The sequence below is a fragment of the Streptomyces sp. NBC_00457 genome (genome assembly GCF_036014015.1).
In the GTDB taxonomy this organism is placed as follows: domain Bacteria; phylum Actinomycetota; class Actinomycetes; order Streptomycetales; family Streptomycetaceae; genus Streptomyces.
In genome coordinates, this window is record NZ_CP107905.1 from 9,461,165 (window position 1) to 9,475,754 (window position 14,590).

Sequence of the window (14,590 nt, forward strand, 5' to 3'; positions counted from 1 at the left end):
GACGTTCAAAGGAATCTCATGTCATGAGCATGACTCGACGTGGCTTCATGTCCGCACTCTCCGTCGCATCGCTGTCGCTTTCCGTGTCCTCGTGCGGCTCCTCCGGCTCCGGTTCCGGCGGCGGTACGGACATCCGGTTCGGCTATATCGCCGACTACAACGGCGCGAGCCTGCTGGCCGTCGCCGACGAGCAGGGGCTGTGGAAGAAGCACGGCATCTCGGCCTCGTACAAGACCTTCGTCAACGGGCCGATCCAGATCCAGGCGCTCGGCACCGGCAACCTCGACTACGGCTATATCGGCCCGGGTGCCATGTGGCTGCCCGCGTCCGGCAAGTCGAAGATCGTCGCGATCAACACGCTGACGTACGCGGACCGGGTCATCGTCAAGCCCGGCATCACCTCCCTCACCGGCCTGAAGGGCAAGAAGGTCGGCGTGCCCGAGGGGACGTCCGGCGAGATGGTGCTCAACCTGGCGCTGCGGCGGGCCGGGATGACGATGGACGACATCGACAAGGTGGTGATGGACGCGCCGACCGTCGTCTCCGCGTTCGCGTCCGGGCAGATCGACGGCGCCGGGATCTGGTATCCGCTGATCGCGACCATCAAGGAGAAGGTGCCCGGCCTGGTCGAGGTGGCGAGCACGCGTGAGATCGGCGGCAGCTTCCCCACCGCCTTCGTCGCCGGGAACGAGGTCCAGCCCGCGACCAACGAGAAGGTCGTCAAGGTGTTGCAGGAGGCCAACGACTGGCGGGCCGCGCACCACGAGGAGTCGGTCGCCCTCGCCGCGAAACTGCTGAAGGTCCCCGAGGACAAGGTCAAGGCCGATGCCGCCAACGTGGAGACGATGACGACCGCCGACCTCGTCGCCAAGACGAAGGACGGCACCGTCGGCACGTGGCTCGACGGCATGAGCGACTTCTTCGCCCGCACCGGCCAGCTCGAGCAGGCGCCCGCCGCCGACACCTTCTACTCGGCCGACGTCTACACGAAGGCGGCCGCCCGGTGAACGTCCTGTTCCTGATGACCGACCAGCACCGCGTCGACACGCTGGGCTGTTACGGCAACCCGCACATCGACACCCCCCACCTCGACCGGCTCGCGGCCACCGGCACCCGTTTCGACCGCTTCTACACGCCCACCGCCATCTGCGCCCCGGCCCGCGCCAGCCTGCTCACCGGCCAGGCCCCGTACCGGCACCGGCTGCTCGCCAACCACGAGCGCAACGTGGGCTACATGGAGGACCTGAGCGAGGACGCCTTCACCTTCCCCGCCGCCCTCGCCGAACGCGGCCACCAACTGGGCCTCATCGGCAAGTGGCACGTCGGCACCCACCGCAACGCCGCCTCGTACGGCTTCGAGGGCCCCGACCTGCCCGGCTGGCACAACCCCGTCGACCACCCCGACTACCTCGCCTACCTGGAGGAGCGGTCCCTGCCGCCGTACCGCATCACCGAGCCGGTACGCGGCACCACCCCCAACGGCAATCCCGGCAACCTGCTGGCGGCCCCCCTCCAACAGCCCGTCGAAGCCACCTTCGAGCACTACCTCGCCACCCGCGCCATCGAACAGCTGGAGAAGTACGCGGCGGACGGGCGCCCGTTCTTCCTGGCCACCCACTTCTTCGGCCCGCACCTGCCCTATCTGCTGCCCGACGCCTACTACGACCTCTACGACCCCGAACTCGTCGAACTCCCGCCCTCGATCGCCGAGACCTTCGAGGGCAAACCGCCGGTGCAGCGCAACTACAGCGCCCACTGGGCCTTCGACACCATGCCGCTGGAGGCCACCCGCAAACTCATCGCCGTCTACTGGGGCTACGTCACCCTCATCGACGAACAGATCGGCCGCATCCTCACCCGCCTCGACGAACTCGGCCTCACCGACGACACATCCGTCTTCTTCACCGCGGACCACGGCGAGTTCACCGGCGCCCACCGGCTGCACGACAAGGGCCCGGCGATGTACGAGGACATCTACCGCATCCCAGGGATCATCCGGGTCCCCGGCCAACCACCCCAGGTGCGGCAGGAGTTCGTCACCCTCACCGACTGCACCGCGACCATCCTCGACCTCGCGGGCTGCGACCCCTCACCCGCCACCGACAGCCGCAGCCTGCTGCCCCTGGTGCGCGGCGAACACCCGCGGTGGCCCGCCGAGTTGCTCGCCGAATTCCACGGCCACCACTTCCCCTACCCGCAGCGCATGCTCCGCGACGACCGCTACAAGCTCGTCGTCAACCCGGAGTCGGTCAACGAGCTGTACGACCTGCACGCCGACCCGCACGAACTCGTCAACCGGTACGACCGTCCCGAACTGACCGACGTACGCCACCGCTTGATGCGCCGCCTCTACGACCTGCTCCGCGAACGCGGCGACAACTTCCACCACTGGATGACATCGATGTTCGACATCGGCGCCTTCGACCACGACCCGACCCTGAGCTCCTTCGAACAGCTCCGAGCAGAGAGGTCACTCCCGCATGAGCCGCAGACGTAAATCCCTCGCCACGCTGTCCGGCGTGCTCCTCGCCGCGCTCCTGTCGCCCACCGGCAACGCGACACCCCAGCCGCCCACCTTCCAGAACCCCGTGTCCGCCGGCGTCGTCGACACCTTCCCCGACCCCGTGATGATCCGCGGCAAGGACGGCTACTGGTACGCCTACGGCACCCAGAACCCGGTCTTCCAGAGCAAGGGCGAGACCGGTGAACGCATGCTGCCGATCCTGCGGTCGGCGGACATGACGCACTGGGAGTACGCCGGTGAGGTGTTCACGCCCGAGACGCAGCCCGCCTGGCACGAGGGCTCCCGGCTGTGGGCACCCGACATCCGCTACACCGACGGCCGCTACACCCTCTACTACTCGGTGCCGGGCCAGGACACCGTCGGCGTGGCCACCGCACCCACGCCCACCGGACCGTGGACCGACCGGGGCGCCGTCCTGCCCGCCGCGAGCGGCTGCGCCACCGGCGACATCGACCAGGCCCAGTTCACGGACGTGGGCGGACAGCCGTATCTCTACTGGGGCAGCTACGACACGATCTGCGTGGCCCGCATGAACGGCGACCGCACGCGGATCGAGGGCCCGGTCACCCAGGTCGCCCAAGGGCGCCGTATGGAGGGCGGGTTCGTCGTCCGGCGGGGCGGCTACTACTACCTCTTCTACTCGGACGCCGGGTGCTGCGACGGTGCCTACAGCGGCTACCAGGTCAAGGTCGGCCGCGCCACCAGCCCCACCGGCCCCTTCACCGACGACCGGGGCGTCGACCTGATGGCACCCACCAGCAAGGGGGGAGTGGTGCTCGGCGCGAGCGGCAACCGGTGGATCGGGCCCGGGCACAACGCCCTGCAGACCGACCTGTCGGGCCAGGACTGGCTCGTCTACCACGCCATCCCGGCGGACGATCCGGACCTGAAGCCCGTGCCCGGCATCGACCGCACGCTCAGCAAGCGGCCCCTGCTCATCGACCGGCTCGACTGGATCGACGGCTGGCCGGTGGTGCGGGCCGGCGCCGGTCCGTCGGAGGGCGCCGAGCGGGCGCCAGTCACCACCTGGGACGTCGGCAGCACCTTCAACGACGGCTCCCTGTCGGGCTGGCACGGCGAGGGCGGCTGGGTGACCAGGACCGAACCGGACGCGGGCGGATTCGTCACCCCCACCGCAGGCACCCCCACCGACGGCAGCCCCGCCCGCCTGGTGTCGGACCGCACCGCCCCCGCGGCCCTGCGCGCGGAGGCCGACCTGCGTGTGACGTCCGCGTCCGGTGCCGCCGGGCTCCTCATCCACTACGTGGACCCGGACAACCACGTCGTCGCCTGGCTGGACAAGGACCGGAACGCGCTGGTCACCGACGTACGGATCAAGGGCGTCAGCGCCGGCGAGCAGGTGACGGCCCTCCCGTCCGGTTACCAGTGGAACGCCTGGCGCAACGTCGCCGCCGAGATCCGCGGCACCCGGCTCACCGTCGAGGTCAGCGCGGACCGGCTGCGCGACGCCGTGGCCACACAGACGCGCACGCTGCCCGCGGCGGCGGCACGTGCCGGCAAGGTCGGCATCGCCACCCGCGGCACGGGTGCGCAGGCCGACAACGTGGGCGCCGCCCGCCTCCACACACCCGTCACCGCGCGCGTACCCGACCCGCGCCCGGGACGCCAACTGCCCGCCTACAGCGACGAGTTCGACGGTTCCTCCCTCTCACCCGCCTGGACCTGGGTCCGCGGCCCGGCCGCCGGCGCCGCGACGGGCGACGGGGTGCTGTCCTGGCCGACTCAGAACGCCGAGCTCCACCTCGGCACCAACACCGCTTCCGTGCTCACCCGCCCCGCACCGCCCGGCGACTTCACCGTGGAGACCAAGCTCCGGCTCACCTCCGGACCGGCCAACCAGCAGGCAGGTCTCGTGCTGTACGGAAGCGACGACCGGTACATCAAACTCGTGCACTCCGTGCTGCCGTTGAGCCACACCGGCGGCAGGGTCACCCACGTCACCGAGTTCGGCAAGGAGGGCGCCCGCCCCACCACCATGCCGCCGACCCCGGTGGCGTACGGCCCGATGTTCGGCGGTCCTGCCGCGGACACCTTGTGGATGCGCCTGTCGTACCACGCCGACTCCGCCCGCGAAGAGCACGAGGTGCGGGCCGCCACGAGCACGGACGGGCGGAACTGGACCTGGACCGGCGTGTGGACGCTGCCCGACGAGCAGCCGCTCAAGATCGGCCTGGTCTCCCTGAACACGGCCGGAGCCACCGCGCGCTTCGAGTACGTACGCACTTCGCAGAACGTGCCCCGGTGACCGCTTAGTTCTGTGGCGTGGCGCGGTCTAACTCCATGAAAGGCACACCGAGCCCGAACAGGAGACATTCCCATGAGCGTGACCGCGCACCAGACCCAGACCCTCGCCCAGTCCCCGTCCACGACCCGCTCCGCCGGCACACGCCCCGTGTGGCTGGTGGGTGTCCTGGCGACCCTCGCGGGCGCCGTCGTGACCGAGGTGTTCGGCCTCGTCTGCCGGGCGGCGGGCGTCCCGATGGAGGCGGCCAGTCCCGGCGAGAAGGAGGCCGCGGCGATCCCGGTGGGCGGTTTCGCCGGGGGCGTGCTGTTCTGGGCGATCGCCGGGATCGTCCTGGCCGTGGCCCTCGCCCGCTGGGCCGAGCGGCCCGCCCGTACGTTCGTCGTGATCACGGTGGTGCTCACCGCGCTGTCCCTGGTCGGCCCCGCAGCCGCCCCGCACACGTCCACCTCCACCCAGATCGTCCTGGCCGTGTCGCACGTCGTGGCCGCGGCCGTGATCATTCCCCTGCTCGCGCGGCGCCTTGCCCGCCGGACCCGGTGACCCGTCCGAGGCCGACGCCGCCCGACCAGCCCTGCCCTCAGGAATCCACCGAGGGCAGGGCTGTCAGCTGTCGAGCCACCACCGTGCCGCCGCCCAGGCGAGCGCGTAGCCGAAGCCGTTGACCGACCAGTGCAGGGCCACGGGCACCAGCAGGCTGCCCGAGCGGCGGCGCAGCTCGCACAGGACGACCCCCGCGACGGCGGTGACGACGACGGCCGCGGCGACGGTCGCCGCCACGGCTGCCGAGCCCTCTCCGAAGGCCGCGCCGACAGCGGCATTGGAACGGTTGAGGCCGCGGGAGGGCATCACGTGCCAGAGCCCGAACAGCAGCGATGACACGGTCGTGGCCCACACGGTGCCGTGGCGGCGCCGGATCATGGCCCACAGCACGCCACGGAACGCGGCCTCCTCCAGCAGCACGGTGCCGAACGGCACCCGTACCAGCACGCCCCACAGCAGCCGTCCCACGGACAGGTCGGCCGCCCGGGCGTCCCGGAACGCCTCCCGGCCCGCCGGAACGGCCAGGACGACCAGCAGGACGAGGAGCACGACTGAGGCGACGACAGGGGCCCATCGCAGTCCCCGGCGGATCCCCGCCTTGTCCAGTCCCAGCTCGGCCGGGGTGAGACCGTCCCAGCGGGCGATCATCAGCAGGACGGCCGTAGCGGTCACGCAGGTGATCACGTACATGACGGGGTTCCGCGCGAGCCAGTTGTTGAGCAGGTTCGCGACGGCCAGGACGGCGACGGCACACACGATCGGCATCGGCTACAGAATCCACCACAGAGGTGCCGCTCGCCGCACGGTCACGGCTTGATGCCCACCCCGGTCCACAGGCTGACCTCGGCGTCCGAGGCGCTCGGCTCGTCGTCCGGGCGCCAGCGGTGGCCGACCGTGATGCCGGGTTCCAGCAGGTCGAGGCCGTCGAAGAAGCGGGCGACGTCCTTCTGGGTACGGAACCGCACCGGCGTGCCGGCGTTCGTGTAGATGTCGGTGACCTTCTGCCAGGTGTCCGGATCGAAGTCGGGGGTGCAGTGACTCAGGGCCAGCGCGCTGCCCGAGGGGAGAGCGGCCAGCAGACGGTTCACGATGCCGTACGGGTCCTGGGCGTCCGTGACGAAGTGCATCAGGGCGTTGAGCGACAGGGCCACGGGCCGGTCCAGATCGAGGACTTCGGCCAGCTCGGGGGCGCTCAGCAGCGCGTCCGGGTTGTTGACGTCGGCCTCGATGTACGTGGTGCGGCCCTGGGGCGTGCTGCGCATCAGGCGCTCGGCGTACTTGAGGACGAGGGGATCGTTGTCGGCGTACACCACCCGGGCCTCGGGGACCGCGGCCTGGGCCACCTGGTGCAGGTTCGGCTCGGTGGGGATGCCGGTGCCGATGTCCAGCCATTGGCGGATGCCGTGCTCCTGGGCGAGGACGCGGGTGGCGCGGTGCATGAAGGCGCGGTTCTCGCGGGCGCAGACGAAGATGCCGGGGTAGGCCGCCGCGACGGTCTCGGCCGCCTTCTTGTCCACCTCGAAGTGGTCCTTGCCGCCGAGGTAGTAGTCGTACATCCGGGCAGAGTGGGGCCTGCTGGTGTCGATGTCCCGGGCGGCGTGGGGGTTGGTCATCCTGTCCCTTTCGGTGTGGTGCGTGGGGGTGCCGGGCAGGTCGTGGCCGGGGCGGCTCGGGTCCTTCCCGCTGGTGAGAGGGTTCAGCCGGTGGCCAGATGGTCGGCGAGGCCGCGCTTGACTCCCGCGACGAACGCGGCGATCTCGGCCGGGGTGTAGATCAGGGCGGGACCGGCGGGATCGGTCGACTGCCGCAGGGCCACGCGGCCGTCGGCGAGCTGCTTCGTCTGCACGCACTGGCCCCCGTTGGGGCCGCTCCACGGAGACTCCCAGCCCTGCTCGCCGAGGTCCGACGCGGGCATTCCGTTGTAGACGCGACCATCGACGGTCGTCATGAATACTCCTTGCGCATGCGGTTCAGGAGTGCCCTGCTGTCCGTGTCGGACGTGAGCAGGGACATGCGGTTGTGCGCCTCGAGATGCGCCGCGACATCGGAGCGTTGGTCCAGGTACATGGCACCGGACAGGATCTCCGTGTAGACGATGTCGGGCAGTTCCGGCTCCTCGAACCTGAAATACGTGTACGGGGCGCACACCCCGACATGGGCACCGGCGGTGAAGGGCACGACATCGACGCTGACGTGCTCCAGTTCCGAGACCTCCAGGAGCCGTTCGATCTGCTCCCGCATGACCTCGGGGCCGCCGACCACCCGGTGCAGTACGGCTTCCTCCATGACCACCCACAGCGTGGGTGCGTCGGGTCTCTCCAGCAGGCCCTGGCGACGTAACCGCAGGTCCACTCTGCGCTGCAGGTCCTCGTCGCCGGCGCCCGGGAAACCCCCGCTCAGCACTTCGCGCGCGTAGCGGCTGGTCTGCAGCAGCCCTGTGACGTAGTGCGGCTCATAGGTGCGCAGGGTCTTGGCGCCGGTCTCCAGACTCACGTAGGCGCTGAACCAGTTGGGCAGCACATCGCGGTACGCATGCCACCAGCCGGGCTCGTTGGCGCGCTCGGCGAGGACGACGAACTCGTCGATCTCCTGCCGGTCGGCCCCGTAGGTCTCGAGCAGCTTCTCCACGTAGAGCGGCTTGAGAGCGACCTCGGCCTTTTCCAGCCTTCTGATGGTCAGCGGCGTCACGCGCAGGGCCTTCGCGGCGTCCTCCAGCGACGCGCCGGCCCCCAGCCGGCGCTCTTGCAGCCGTCGGCCGAGGATCATGCGGAGAACGGTGGGGGCACCCGTGGTGCTCGCGCCCGAACGACCTTCGCTCACGCCCTACCTCCTGAGGGACTGTCACCAGTCCGAGTCTGACAGTGGCTTGATGATGCGGCCAGACCGATACCGGCTGACTGAAATTATCAGGGAGCCGGTTGCAGCTTGAACTAGGGTGCGAGCATAGTTACTTGTGTGAATCGTCTCGCCACCCGTGAGGCGCTTCATCACCGATCTCCCATGTTCCCCACGGGAGTTGGTACACGCCGGTACCCACGGCGACCTTCCTCCGCTCCCCGCGGCGCCCGCCCCCCACGGAAGGCGAACCCGTGTCCCCCCACACGACCTCCTCCCCCCAGTCCCTGGACGCCGTCGGCCCGGACCGGACCCACTGGCTCGAACTCCCGGCGCACCGTTCCAGCGTCTCAGTGGCCCGACGCTCGATGAGTGAGCGGCTGACCGCGTGGCAGTTGCCGGGCGAGCTGTGCGCGGACGCCGTCCTGCTCCTGTCCGAGCTGGCCACCAATGCCGTACGGCACACCCTCAGCACCCGCTTCCTGTGCGGCGTCGGGCTCATTGAGGACGGGTGCCTCCGTGTCGAGGTGCACGACCGCAACCACGCCCGCCAGGGTCTGCCCCCGTGCACGCCCGGCCCCGACGACGAGGGAGGCCGCGGACTGTTCCTGGTGGATCAGCTGGCCGAGACCTGGGGAGTCGATCGGTCCGCACTCACCGGCGGCAACGCGGTGTGGGCGACGTTGCGGGTCTGAGCGCGCGGCGGGAACGACTGGCCGGCCCTCGTTCGTTTCCCGGGTGCCATGGCCCGTTCCCGAGTTCGTCCCGCCTTCCTGGCCGGCGTCGGCATCGCCGTGATCCTCGGCTGTTCCGGCGGCGGGGGCACGACCGGCGAGTCCACGCGAGTCAGGGAGACGACGACGCCTGCGACGAAGTCGGCGCAGCCCTCGTCGCCGTCCCCTTCGGACAGGTCCGCCGCCCCCACGACCGGTGACCGGCGTCAGCACGCGTGGCTGACCATCGAGGCGATCGGCGTCAAGAACCTGCGTGTCGTCCCGTACGAGGGCACGACGGACGACTGGCCGGGCACACGGATCCAGAACCGTGGCTTCGCCGCCAGCCCGTACGGCAAGCGGGGCGGGGTCGGCCCCGGCGAGATCGGCAACTACCTCGTCACGGCCCACCGCCTCTCCGCGGGCGGCCCACTGCGCCTGCTCCCGACCCTCGACGAAGGGGAGCGGGTCTCCGTCGTATCGGCCGGAACGCGTTACGAGTACGAGATAACCGACACGCGGGAGACCTCCTTCCGTTCCGCGCGCTCCCTCGCAGAGCAGCGGGCAGCCGTGCCGGGCCGTCCCGGAGAGCGCCCGACCCAGGCCATGATCACCGTCTCGACCTGCCTGACGCCCGAGGACAACGCTGCCGGGAACTACTGGCGCGACGACAGGGGCAACCCCGAACACCGCGTCGACAAGATCGGCGTACTGACGTCCGCACAGCCAGTGCAGTGACGGCACAACCCTCGGCCCCACTCGGGTGTCACCACTGATGAGAATCCTCTTTTGTCCCCTTAAGAGAAAGATCGGGGGGCGTCATGTTCAACCGTCCAAGAGGTACCGCCATAGCCGTGGGCGTCCTGCTCACCGCCGCCGGCACCACGATTCCCGCCTCGGCCTCGGCGGCCCAGGCACCACCCATCGCACTCGTCGTCAACGCACGATGGGGCGGGCACTGCACCTACGACCGGGTGGTCATCGACGTCCGGGGCACCATGCCGCCGGTCACCGTCAAGCCGGTCAAGGAACTCCGCTACGACGGCTCCGGGAAGAAGGTCCCGCTCGCCGGGAAGTACTTCCTCGAGATCAAGCTCTCTCCCGCAGCAGCCCACAACGAGGCGGGTCAGTCGGTCTACCGCGGACCCAAGCTGCTGAAGATCTATCTGCCCAAGCTCAAGGGGCTCGCCCTGACCGGTGACTTCGAAGCGGTGGTCAGCTTCGGAGCCGCCTTCAACTCCAAGCCCGTCTACAAGACGTCCAAGCTGCACTCCCCGGAGCGCTTCGTGCTCGACATCAAGCACGCCAACCGGTGCGCCTGAGCACGGCACCGGCCGCGGTCAGCCCTCGGTGGCAGCCTTCTTGATCGCATCACGGATCCGGGAGTAGGTGCCGCAGCGGCAGACGTTCTCGATCCGGTCGATGTCCGCGTCGCTCGGATCGGTCGTCCGCTTCAGCAGGGCGGCCGCGGTCATGATCTGGCCCGGCTGGCAGAACCCGCACTGCGCCACGTCCATGTCGAGCCAGGCCTGCTGGACGGGGTGCAGCCGGTCGCCGTCCGCCAGGCCCTCGATGGTGGTGACCTCGCGCTGCGCGCAGTCGGCCACGGGGACGACGCAGGGCTGGATCTCCGCGCCGTCGAGATGGCTGGTGCAGGCACGGCAGACACCCACCCCGCAGCCGTACTTGGGGCCGGTCACGTCCAGCAGATCGCGCAGCACCCACAGCAGCGGCATGTCGGCCGGTGCCTCGACGGTGACCGGCTTGCCGTTGAGGACGAAGGAGTAGGACGGCATCGGCACCTTCTCAGAAGTTGATCGGGAAGCGGCGGGGCCGGGTCCCGGTCGCGCGGGCGTAGGCGTTGGCGACGGCGCCGGCCGCGGCCGGGACACCGAGCTCGCCGGCTCCGCCGGGCTCCCGGCGGGAGGGCAGGATGTGCGCCTCGAAGTGGAGCGGGGCGTCCCGCTGGCGTGCGTAACGGAAGTCGGCGAAGCTGCCCTCGCGGACGGCGCCCCGGTCGATGTGCAGTCCGGCCCGCAGCACGGTGGAGATGCCGTCGATCGCGGTGCCCATGAGCTGGGCCTCGAGTCCGCGCGGGTTGACGGCCGTGCCGACGTCGGCCGCCATGACGACCTTGGTCACCCGGGGCCGCTTCGGATCGGTGGCGTCGATCTCGACCAGACAGGCCGCGCAGGAGCCGTACTCCTCGTGCACGGCCACCCCCTGCGCCCGGCCGTCCGGCAGGGACCGGCCCCAGTTCCCGGCGGCGGCGACCTTGTCCAGTACGGCTTTGACGGACTTGCTCCTGAGTGTCGTACGACGGAAGGCGACCGGATCCTTGCCCAGGCTCCGGGCGATCTCGTCGACGACGATCTCCTCCGCGGTCCGAGTCGTCCCGGAGTCCACCGAGCGCCAGGCGCCCAGCGGCATCGCCAGCTCCACCGAGCCCGAATCCCCTGAAATGCGCCCGAAGTTGTAGAGGCCGCTGTCGCTGGGGAGCGGGGCCGCGGCGCCCTGCGCGGACAGTCCGTCGTACGACTCGCTCACCGAGGCCGTCGCATGGGTGAAGGCCACCACCCGGCCGCGCGCGTGGCTGGCGCGGATCCGGTGGTGGGAGGCCGGGCGCATCCTGCCGTGCCGGAGGTCGTCGGCGCGGCTCCACATCAGCTTCACCGGCCGGCGGGCGGCCTTCGAGATCAGGGCCGCCTCGATCGCGAAGTCGTAGTTCAGCCGCCGCCCGAACGAGCCGCCGCCCCGCACGACATGGACCTTGACCTTCGACGCCGGCAGGCCGACAGCGGAGGCGATGCTGTCCCGTGCGTCCATGGGGGTCTGGGAGGAGAACCAGAGCTCGGCGCGATCGGCCCGCACATCGGCCACCGTGGTCAGTACCTCCATCGGCGCATGGCCGACGAAGGCGAACTCGAACTCGCCCGTCACCTGCGTCGATCCCTGCGGCGGCGCCCCGAGCGCGGGGACGGCGGCCCGCAGCCGGGCGCGGATCGCGGCGTCGGACAGCCGGGCCAGCGGACCGGGAGCCCAGGTGATGCGCAGGGCGTCTCTGGCCTTGAAGGCGTGATGGAAGGAGTCCGCCACGACGGCGACGCCGGTGTCGACCTTGACGACTTTCAGGACCCCCGGCATCGCCCGCGCCGCCCGCGAGTCCACCGAGACGACCTTGCCGCCGAGCGTCGGCGGGCGGGCCACCACGGTCGGCTTCGCTCCGGCGACCGACAGATCCCCGGTGTACTTCGCCTTGCCCGTGACGATGTCCCGCGCGTCGATCCGGGTCGCCGGACGCCCGATCACCCGGTGTCGGGACGCCGGTTTCGGCTTGCTGGAGACCGCCGGCCGACGGATTCCGGCCGCGCTCGCGGTCAGGGAGCCGTACGTGGCCGTACGTCCGTCCGGTGCGATGACCATGGTGTTCCACGTACGCAGGGTGCGGGCCGGAAGGCCCCAGCGGCGGGCGGCCGCGGTCACCAGCCGGGCCCGTGCGGTGGCGGCCAGGTTGCGCGCGGGGCCGTACAGCGAACTGACCGAGTTCGAACCGCCCGTGTACTGATTGCCCCGGCTGCGGGCGTCGGCGAGCGGGATGCGCACATCGATCAGCCGGGCGTCCAGTTCCTCGGCGATCATCATGGCGACCGCGGTCGTGATGCCCTGGCCGACCTCTACCCGCGGCAGCCGTACGACCACCTTGTTCGCCTCGGTGACCTCCAGGACGAGCATCTCCTCGTCGGTGCCCCGCACGACGACGTCGGAAGCCCCGCGCGCGCCCTGGGCCTTTTGCTCCGCGCCTTCGGCCCGCGGCGCGTCGCAGCCGAGGGGAGCCGCGATGGTCAGTGTGGACGCGGCGAGCGAATAGACCATGAACCCCCGGCGCGACACCCCCTGCCGATCCGGCCCGTCCTCGGACACGTCGGCGCCCATGGCGGACGTCTCGATACCGTCCAACGGACACTCCTCTCCATGCGCTCGCCCTCTGCCCTGGTATGAGGGTCCGGATCGCTGGGAGGTTGCATGCCGGGGGAGTCGATATCGCGGCCCGTCCGTCAGCCGGAGGTGCGTGCGCAGCGGCCCGTAGGGCTTGTCGCAGGTGGGCGGCACTGGAGGGCGAAGTCGGCCGGGCTGGTGCTCAGGTAGCGGCCCATGCAGGTGCTCGGCGTCGTCCGCCCGCGCTCGGCGCAGAAGGACAATGCCGCCTGGCCGTCGGCGAACGGGCCCGGGGCGTAGAACACCCAGTAGCCCGGTCGCAGCGAGGCGAAGTCGTCACTGCGCACGTAGACGGCCTCGGGCACCGACTCGCGGATCACGGCGAGGCGTTGATCGCGGGCCCCGGTGCCCGAGGAGAGCGGTTCGGAGTGGAGCTGGGCGACCCAGCTGCCGCTGCCGGCCGGTGTGTCGGGCGACGCGGACCCGGGCGGCGCGGCTGAGGGTGTCCCTTCGGGCGTCGGAGAAGGGCTCGGAGTGGTGCGGGCTTCCGGAGCGGAGGGCGTGCTCGCGGTGGGGCCGCGCTCCGCGCCCGCCTTCTTCTCCTCGTCGCCGGAGCCGGAGCCGGGCAGGAAGAGGGCGACAGCCACCGCCGCACCGACGGCCACGACGGCGGCCACCGCGACGAGGACCGGTGTGCGACGGCGGCCCGACGGCACGGGGCGCGTGGTGTTCTGCTGTGCGGGTGTCACCACAGGAGCGGGCGACGGAGGCGGAGTCGAGGCAGGCGTCGGAGTCGGTGGGGCGATGAGCGTCGGCGGCGCCCAGTGCGGTGCGGTGCCGGACTCGACCTGCGCCAGCATCGCGTCCAGGTGCTCGGCGCGGGGCCGTGCCGCCGGGTCGCGTACCAGGAGGGACTGGAGCACGGGCGCGAGCGGCCCGGAGCGCACGGGCGGAGGCACCGGGTCCTCGAGCACCGCGGCCAGCGTGCCGAGCGTGCTCGTGCGGCGCAGTGGACTCACGCCCTCCACGCACACATACAGGACCAGCCCGAGGGACCACAGATCGGACGCCGGGTCGTTGTCGCGCCCGCGGAGGCATTCGGGAGCGATGTACTCGGGTGAGCCGACGAATTCGCCCGTGACCGTCAGCGCGGTCGCCCCCTGGAGGGCGGCGATGCCGAAGTCGGTGAGCACGGCGGTGCCGTCGGGGGAGAGCAGGATGTTCGCGGGTTTGACGTCCCGGTGCCGGATGCCGGCCGCGTGTGCGGTGCGCAGTCCGGAGAGCACCTGACGGCCGATACGCGCCGCCTCCACAGGGCCCAACGGACCCTCGGCCAGCCGCTGTTGGAGCGAGATTCCCGGAATCAACTCCATCACGATCCACGGGTGTGGGTCCGCCTCGATGATCTGATGGACCGTCACCACATGCGGGCTGTTGAGCCGCGCCAGTGCCCTTGCCTCGCGCATGACCCGCTCGCGCACGACGGGGGAGTCCTCGGCGTCCGGGCGTACGGCCTTGAGGGCGACCTCGCGATGCAGCACGGTGTCCCGGGCCCGCCATACCGTGCCCATCCCGCCGCTGCCGAGCCGCCCGAGCAGTTCGAAACGTCCGTCGACCATGTCCCCTGGTGCGTTCACCCGCCAAAGGTTAAGGCAGCGGTCGGCTCCGGATCGCGCCCGCCCCACTCGCATGCTCATGCCACGGATACGTCATTGGTATTGCCCCGTAACACTCCTGACGGACGCTCATCTCGCACCTCCGGTCTCATCAGTAGCT

General features: G+C 70.7%; 14 protein-coding genes. 7 read left to right on the plus strand and 7 right to left on the minus strand.

Going from position 1 to position 14,590, the window contains the following annotated elements:
* Positions 1-23: 23 nt before the first annotated feature.
* From OG828_RS43255 to OG828_RS43270, 4 genes are all read left to right on the plus strand, one after another.
* Positions 24-1,007, plus strand: coding sequence for an aliphatic sulfonate ABC transporter substrate-binding protein (locus OG828_RS43255; RefSeq protein ID WP_328504247.1), 984 nt, complete (start codon positions 24-26; stop codon positions 1,005-1,007).
* Positions 1,004-2,497: a sulfatase-like hydrolase/transferase gene (locus OG828_RS43260; RefSeq protein ID WP_328504248.1), complete on the plus strand. Its 1,494-nt coding sequence runs from the start codon at positions 1,004-1,006 to the stop codon at positions 2,495-2,497. The genes OG828_RS43255 and OG828_RS43260 overlap by 4 nt, the downstream gene beginning before the upstream one ends.
* Entirely contained in the window at positions 2,481-4,790 is a 2,310-nt protein-coding gene (locus OG828_RS43265) for a family 43 glycosylhydrolase (protein WP_328504249.1), read from the plus strand. Before OG828_RS43260 ends, OG828_RS43265 begins: the two co-directional genes overlap by 17 nt.
* A 72-nt stretch (positions 4,791-4,862) precedes the next feature.
* On the plus strand, positions 4,863-5,330 hold the full coding sequence (locus OG828_RS43270) for a DUF6069 family protein (RefSeq protein WP_328504250.1): 468 nt from the start codon (positions 4,863-4,865) through the stop codon (positions 5,328-5,330).
* Positions 5,331-5,393: 63 nt separating this feature from the next.
* Here the strand turns inward: OG828_RS43270 and OG828_RS43275 are convergent, their stop codons facing one another.
* From OG828_RS43275 to OG828_RS43290, 4 genes are all read right to left on the minus strand, one after another.
* Complete coding sequence (locus tag OG828_RS43275; RefSeq protein WP_328369722.1) at positions 5,394-6,095, minus strand: CPBP family intramembrane glutamic endopeptidase; 702 nt, start codon at positions 6,093-6,095, stop codon at positions 5,394-5,396.
* Between the two features lie 41 nt (positions 6,096-6,136).
* Entirely contained in the window at positions 6,137-6,943 is an 807-nt protein-coding gene (locus OG828_RS43280) for an SAM-dependent methyltransferase (protein ID WP_328504251.1), read from the minus strand.
* Between the two features lie 83 nt (positions 6,944-7,026).
* Entirely contained in the window at positions 7,027-7,278 is a 252-nt protein-coding gene (locus OG828_RS43285; RefSeq protein WP_328369728.1) for a DUF397 domain-containing protein, read from the minus strand.
* The gene (locus OG828_RS43290; protein WP_328504252.1) at positions 7,275-8,150 is read right to left on the minus strand and encodes a helix-turn-helix domain-containing protein; all 876 of its coding nucleotides are present in this window, start codon (positions 8,148-8,150) and stop codon (positions 7,275-7,277) included. The genes OG828_RS43285 and OG828_RS43290 overlap by 4 nt, the downstream gene beginning before the upstream one ends.
* Before the next feature lie 269 nt (positions 8,151-8,419).
* Between OG828_RS43290 and OG828_RS43295 the strand changes: the two genes are divergently transcribed.
* The 3 genes from OG828_RS43295 to OG828_RS43305 all read left to right on the plus strand — a co-directional run bounded on the left by OG828_RS43295 (position 8,420) and on the right by OG828_RS43305 (position 10,200).
* Positions 8,420-8,860: an ATP-binding protein gene (locus tag OG828_RS43295; protein WP_210571430.1), complete on the plus strand. Its 441-nt coding sequence runs from the start codon at positions 8,420-8,422 to the stop codon at positions 8,858-8,860.
* Positions 8,861-8,908: 48 nt separating this feature from the next.
* Positions 8,909-9,616: a class E sortase gene (locus OG828_RS43300; RefSeq protein ID WP_328504253.1), complete on the plus strand. Its 708-nt coding sequence runs from the start codon at positions 8,909-8,911 to the stop codon at positions 9,614-9,616.
* A gap of 83 nt (positions 9,617-9,699) precedes the next feature.
* On the plus strand, positions 9,700-10,200 hold the full coding sequence (locus OG828_RS43305; RefSeq protein WP_328441942.1) for an AMIN-like domain-containing (lipo)protein: 501 nt from the start codon (positions 9,700-9,702) through the stop codon (positions 10,198-10,200).
* A gap of 18 nt (positions 10,201-10,218) precedes the next feature.
* Here the strand turns inward: OG828_RS43305 and OG828_RS43310 are convergent, their stop codons facing one another.
* From OG828_RS43310 to OG828_RS43320, 3 genes are all read right to left on the minus strand, one after another.
* The gene (locus OG828_RS43310; RefSeq protein WP_328504254.1) at positions 10,219-10,674 is read right to left on the minus strand and encodes a (2Fe-2S)-binding protein; all 456 of its coding nucleotides are present in this window, start codon (positions 10,672-10,674) and stop codon (positions 10,219-10,221) included.
* Between the two features lie 10 nt (positions 10,675-10,684).
* The gene (locus OG828_RS43315; RefSeq protein WP_328505038.1) at positions 10,685-12,751 is read right to left on the minus strand and encodes a xanthine dehydrogenase family protein molybdopterin-binding subunit; all 2,067 of its coding nucleotides are present in this window, start codon (positions 12,749-12,751) and stop codon (positions 10,685-10,687) included.
* Between the two features lie 182 nt (positions 12,752-12,933).
* Positions 12,934-14,451 (minus strand): serine/threonine-protein kinase, encoded by a 1,518-nt coding sequence (locus tag OG828_RS43320; RefSeq protein ID WP_328504255.1) that lies wholly within the window; start codon positions 14,449-14,451, stop codon positions 12,934-12,936.
* Between the last annotated feature and the right edge of the window lie 139 nt (positions 14,452-14,590).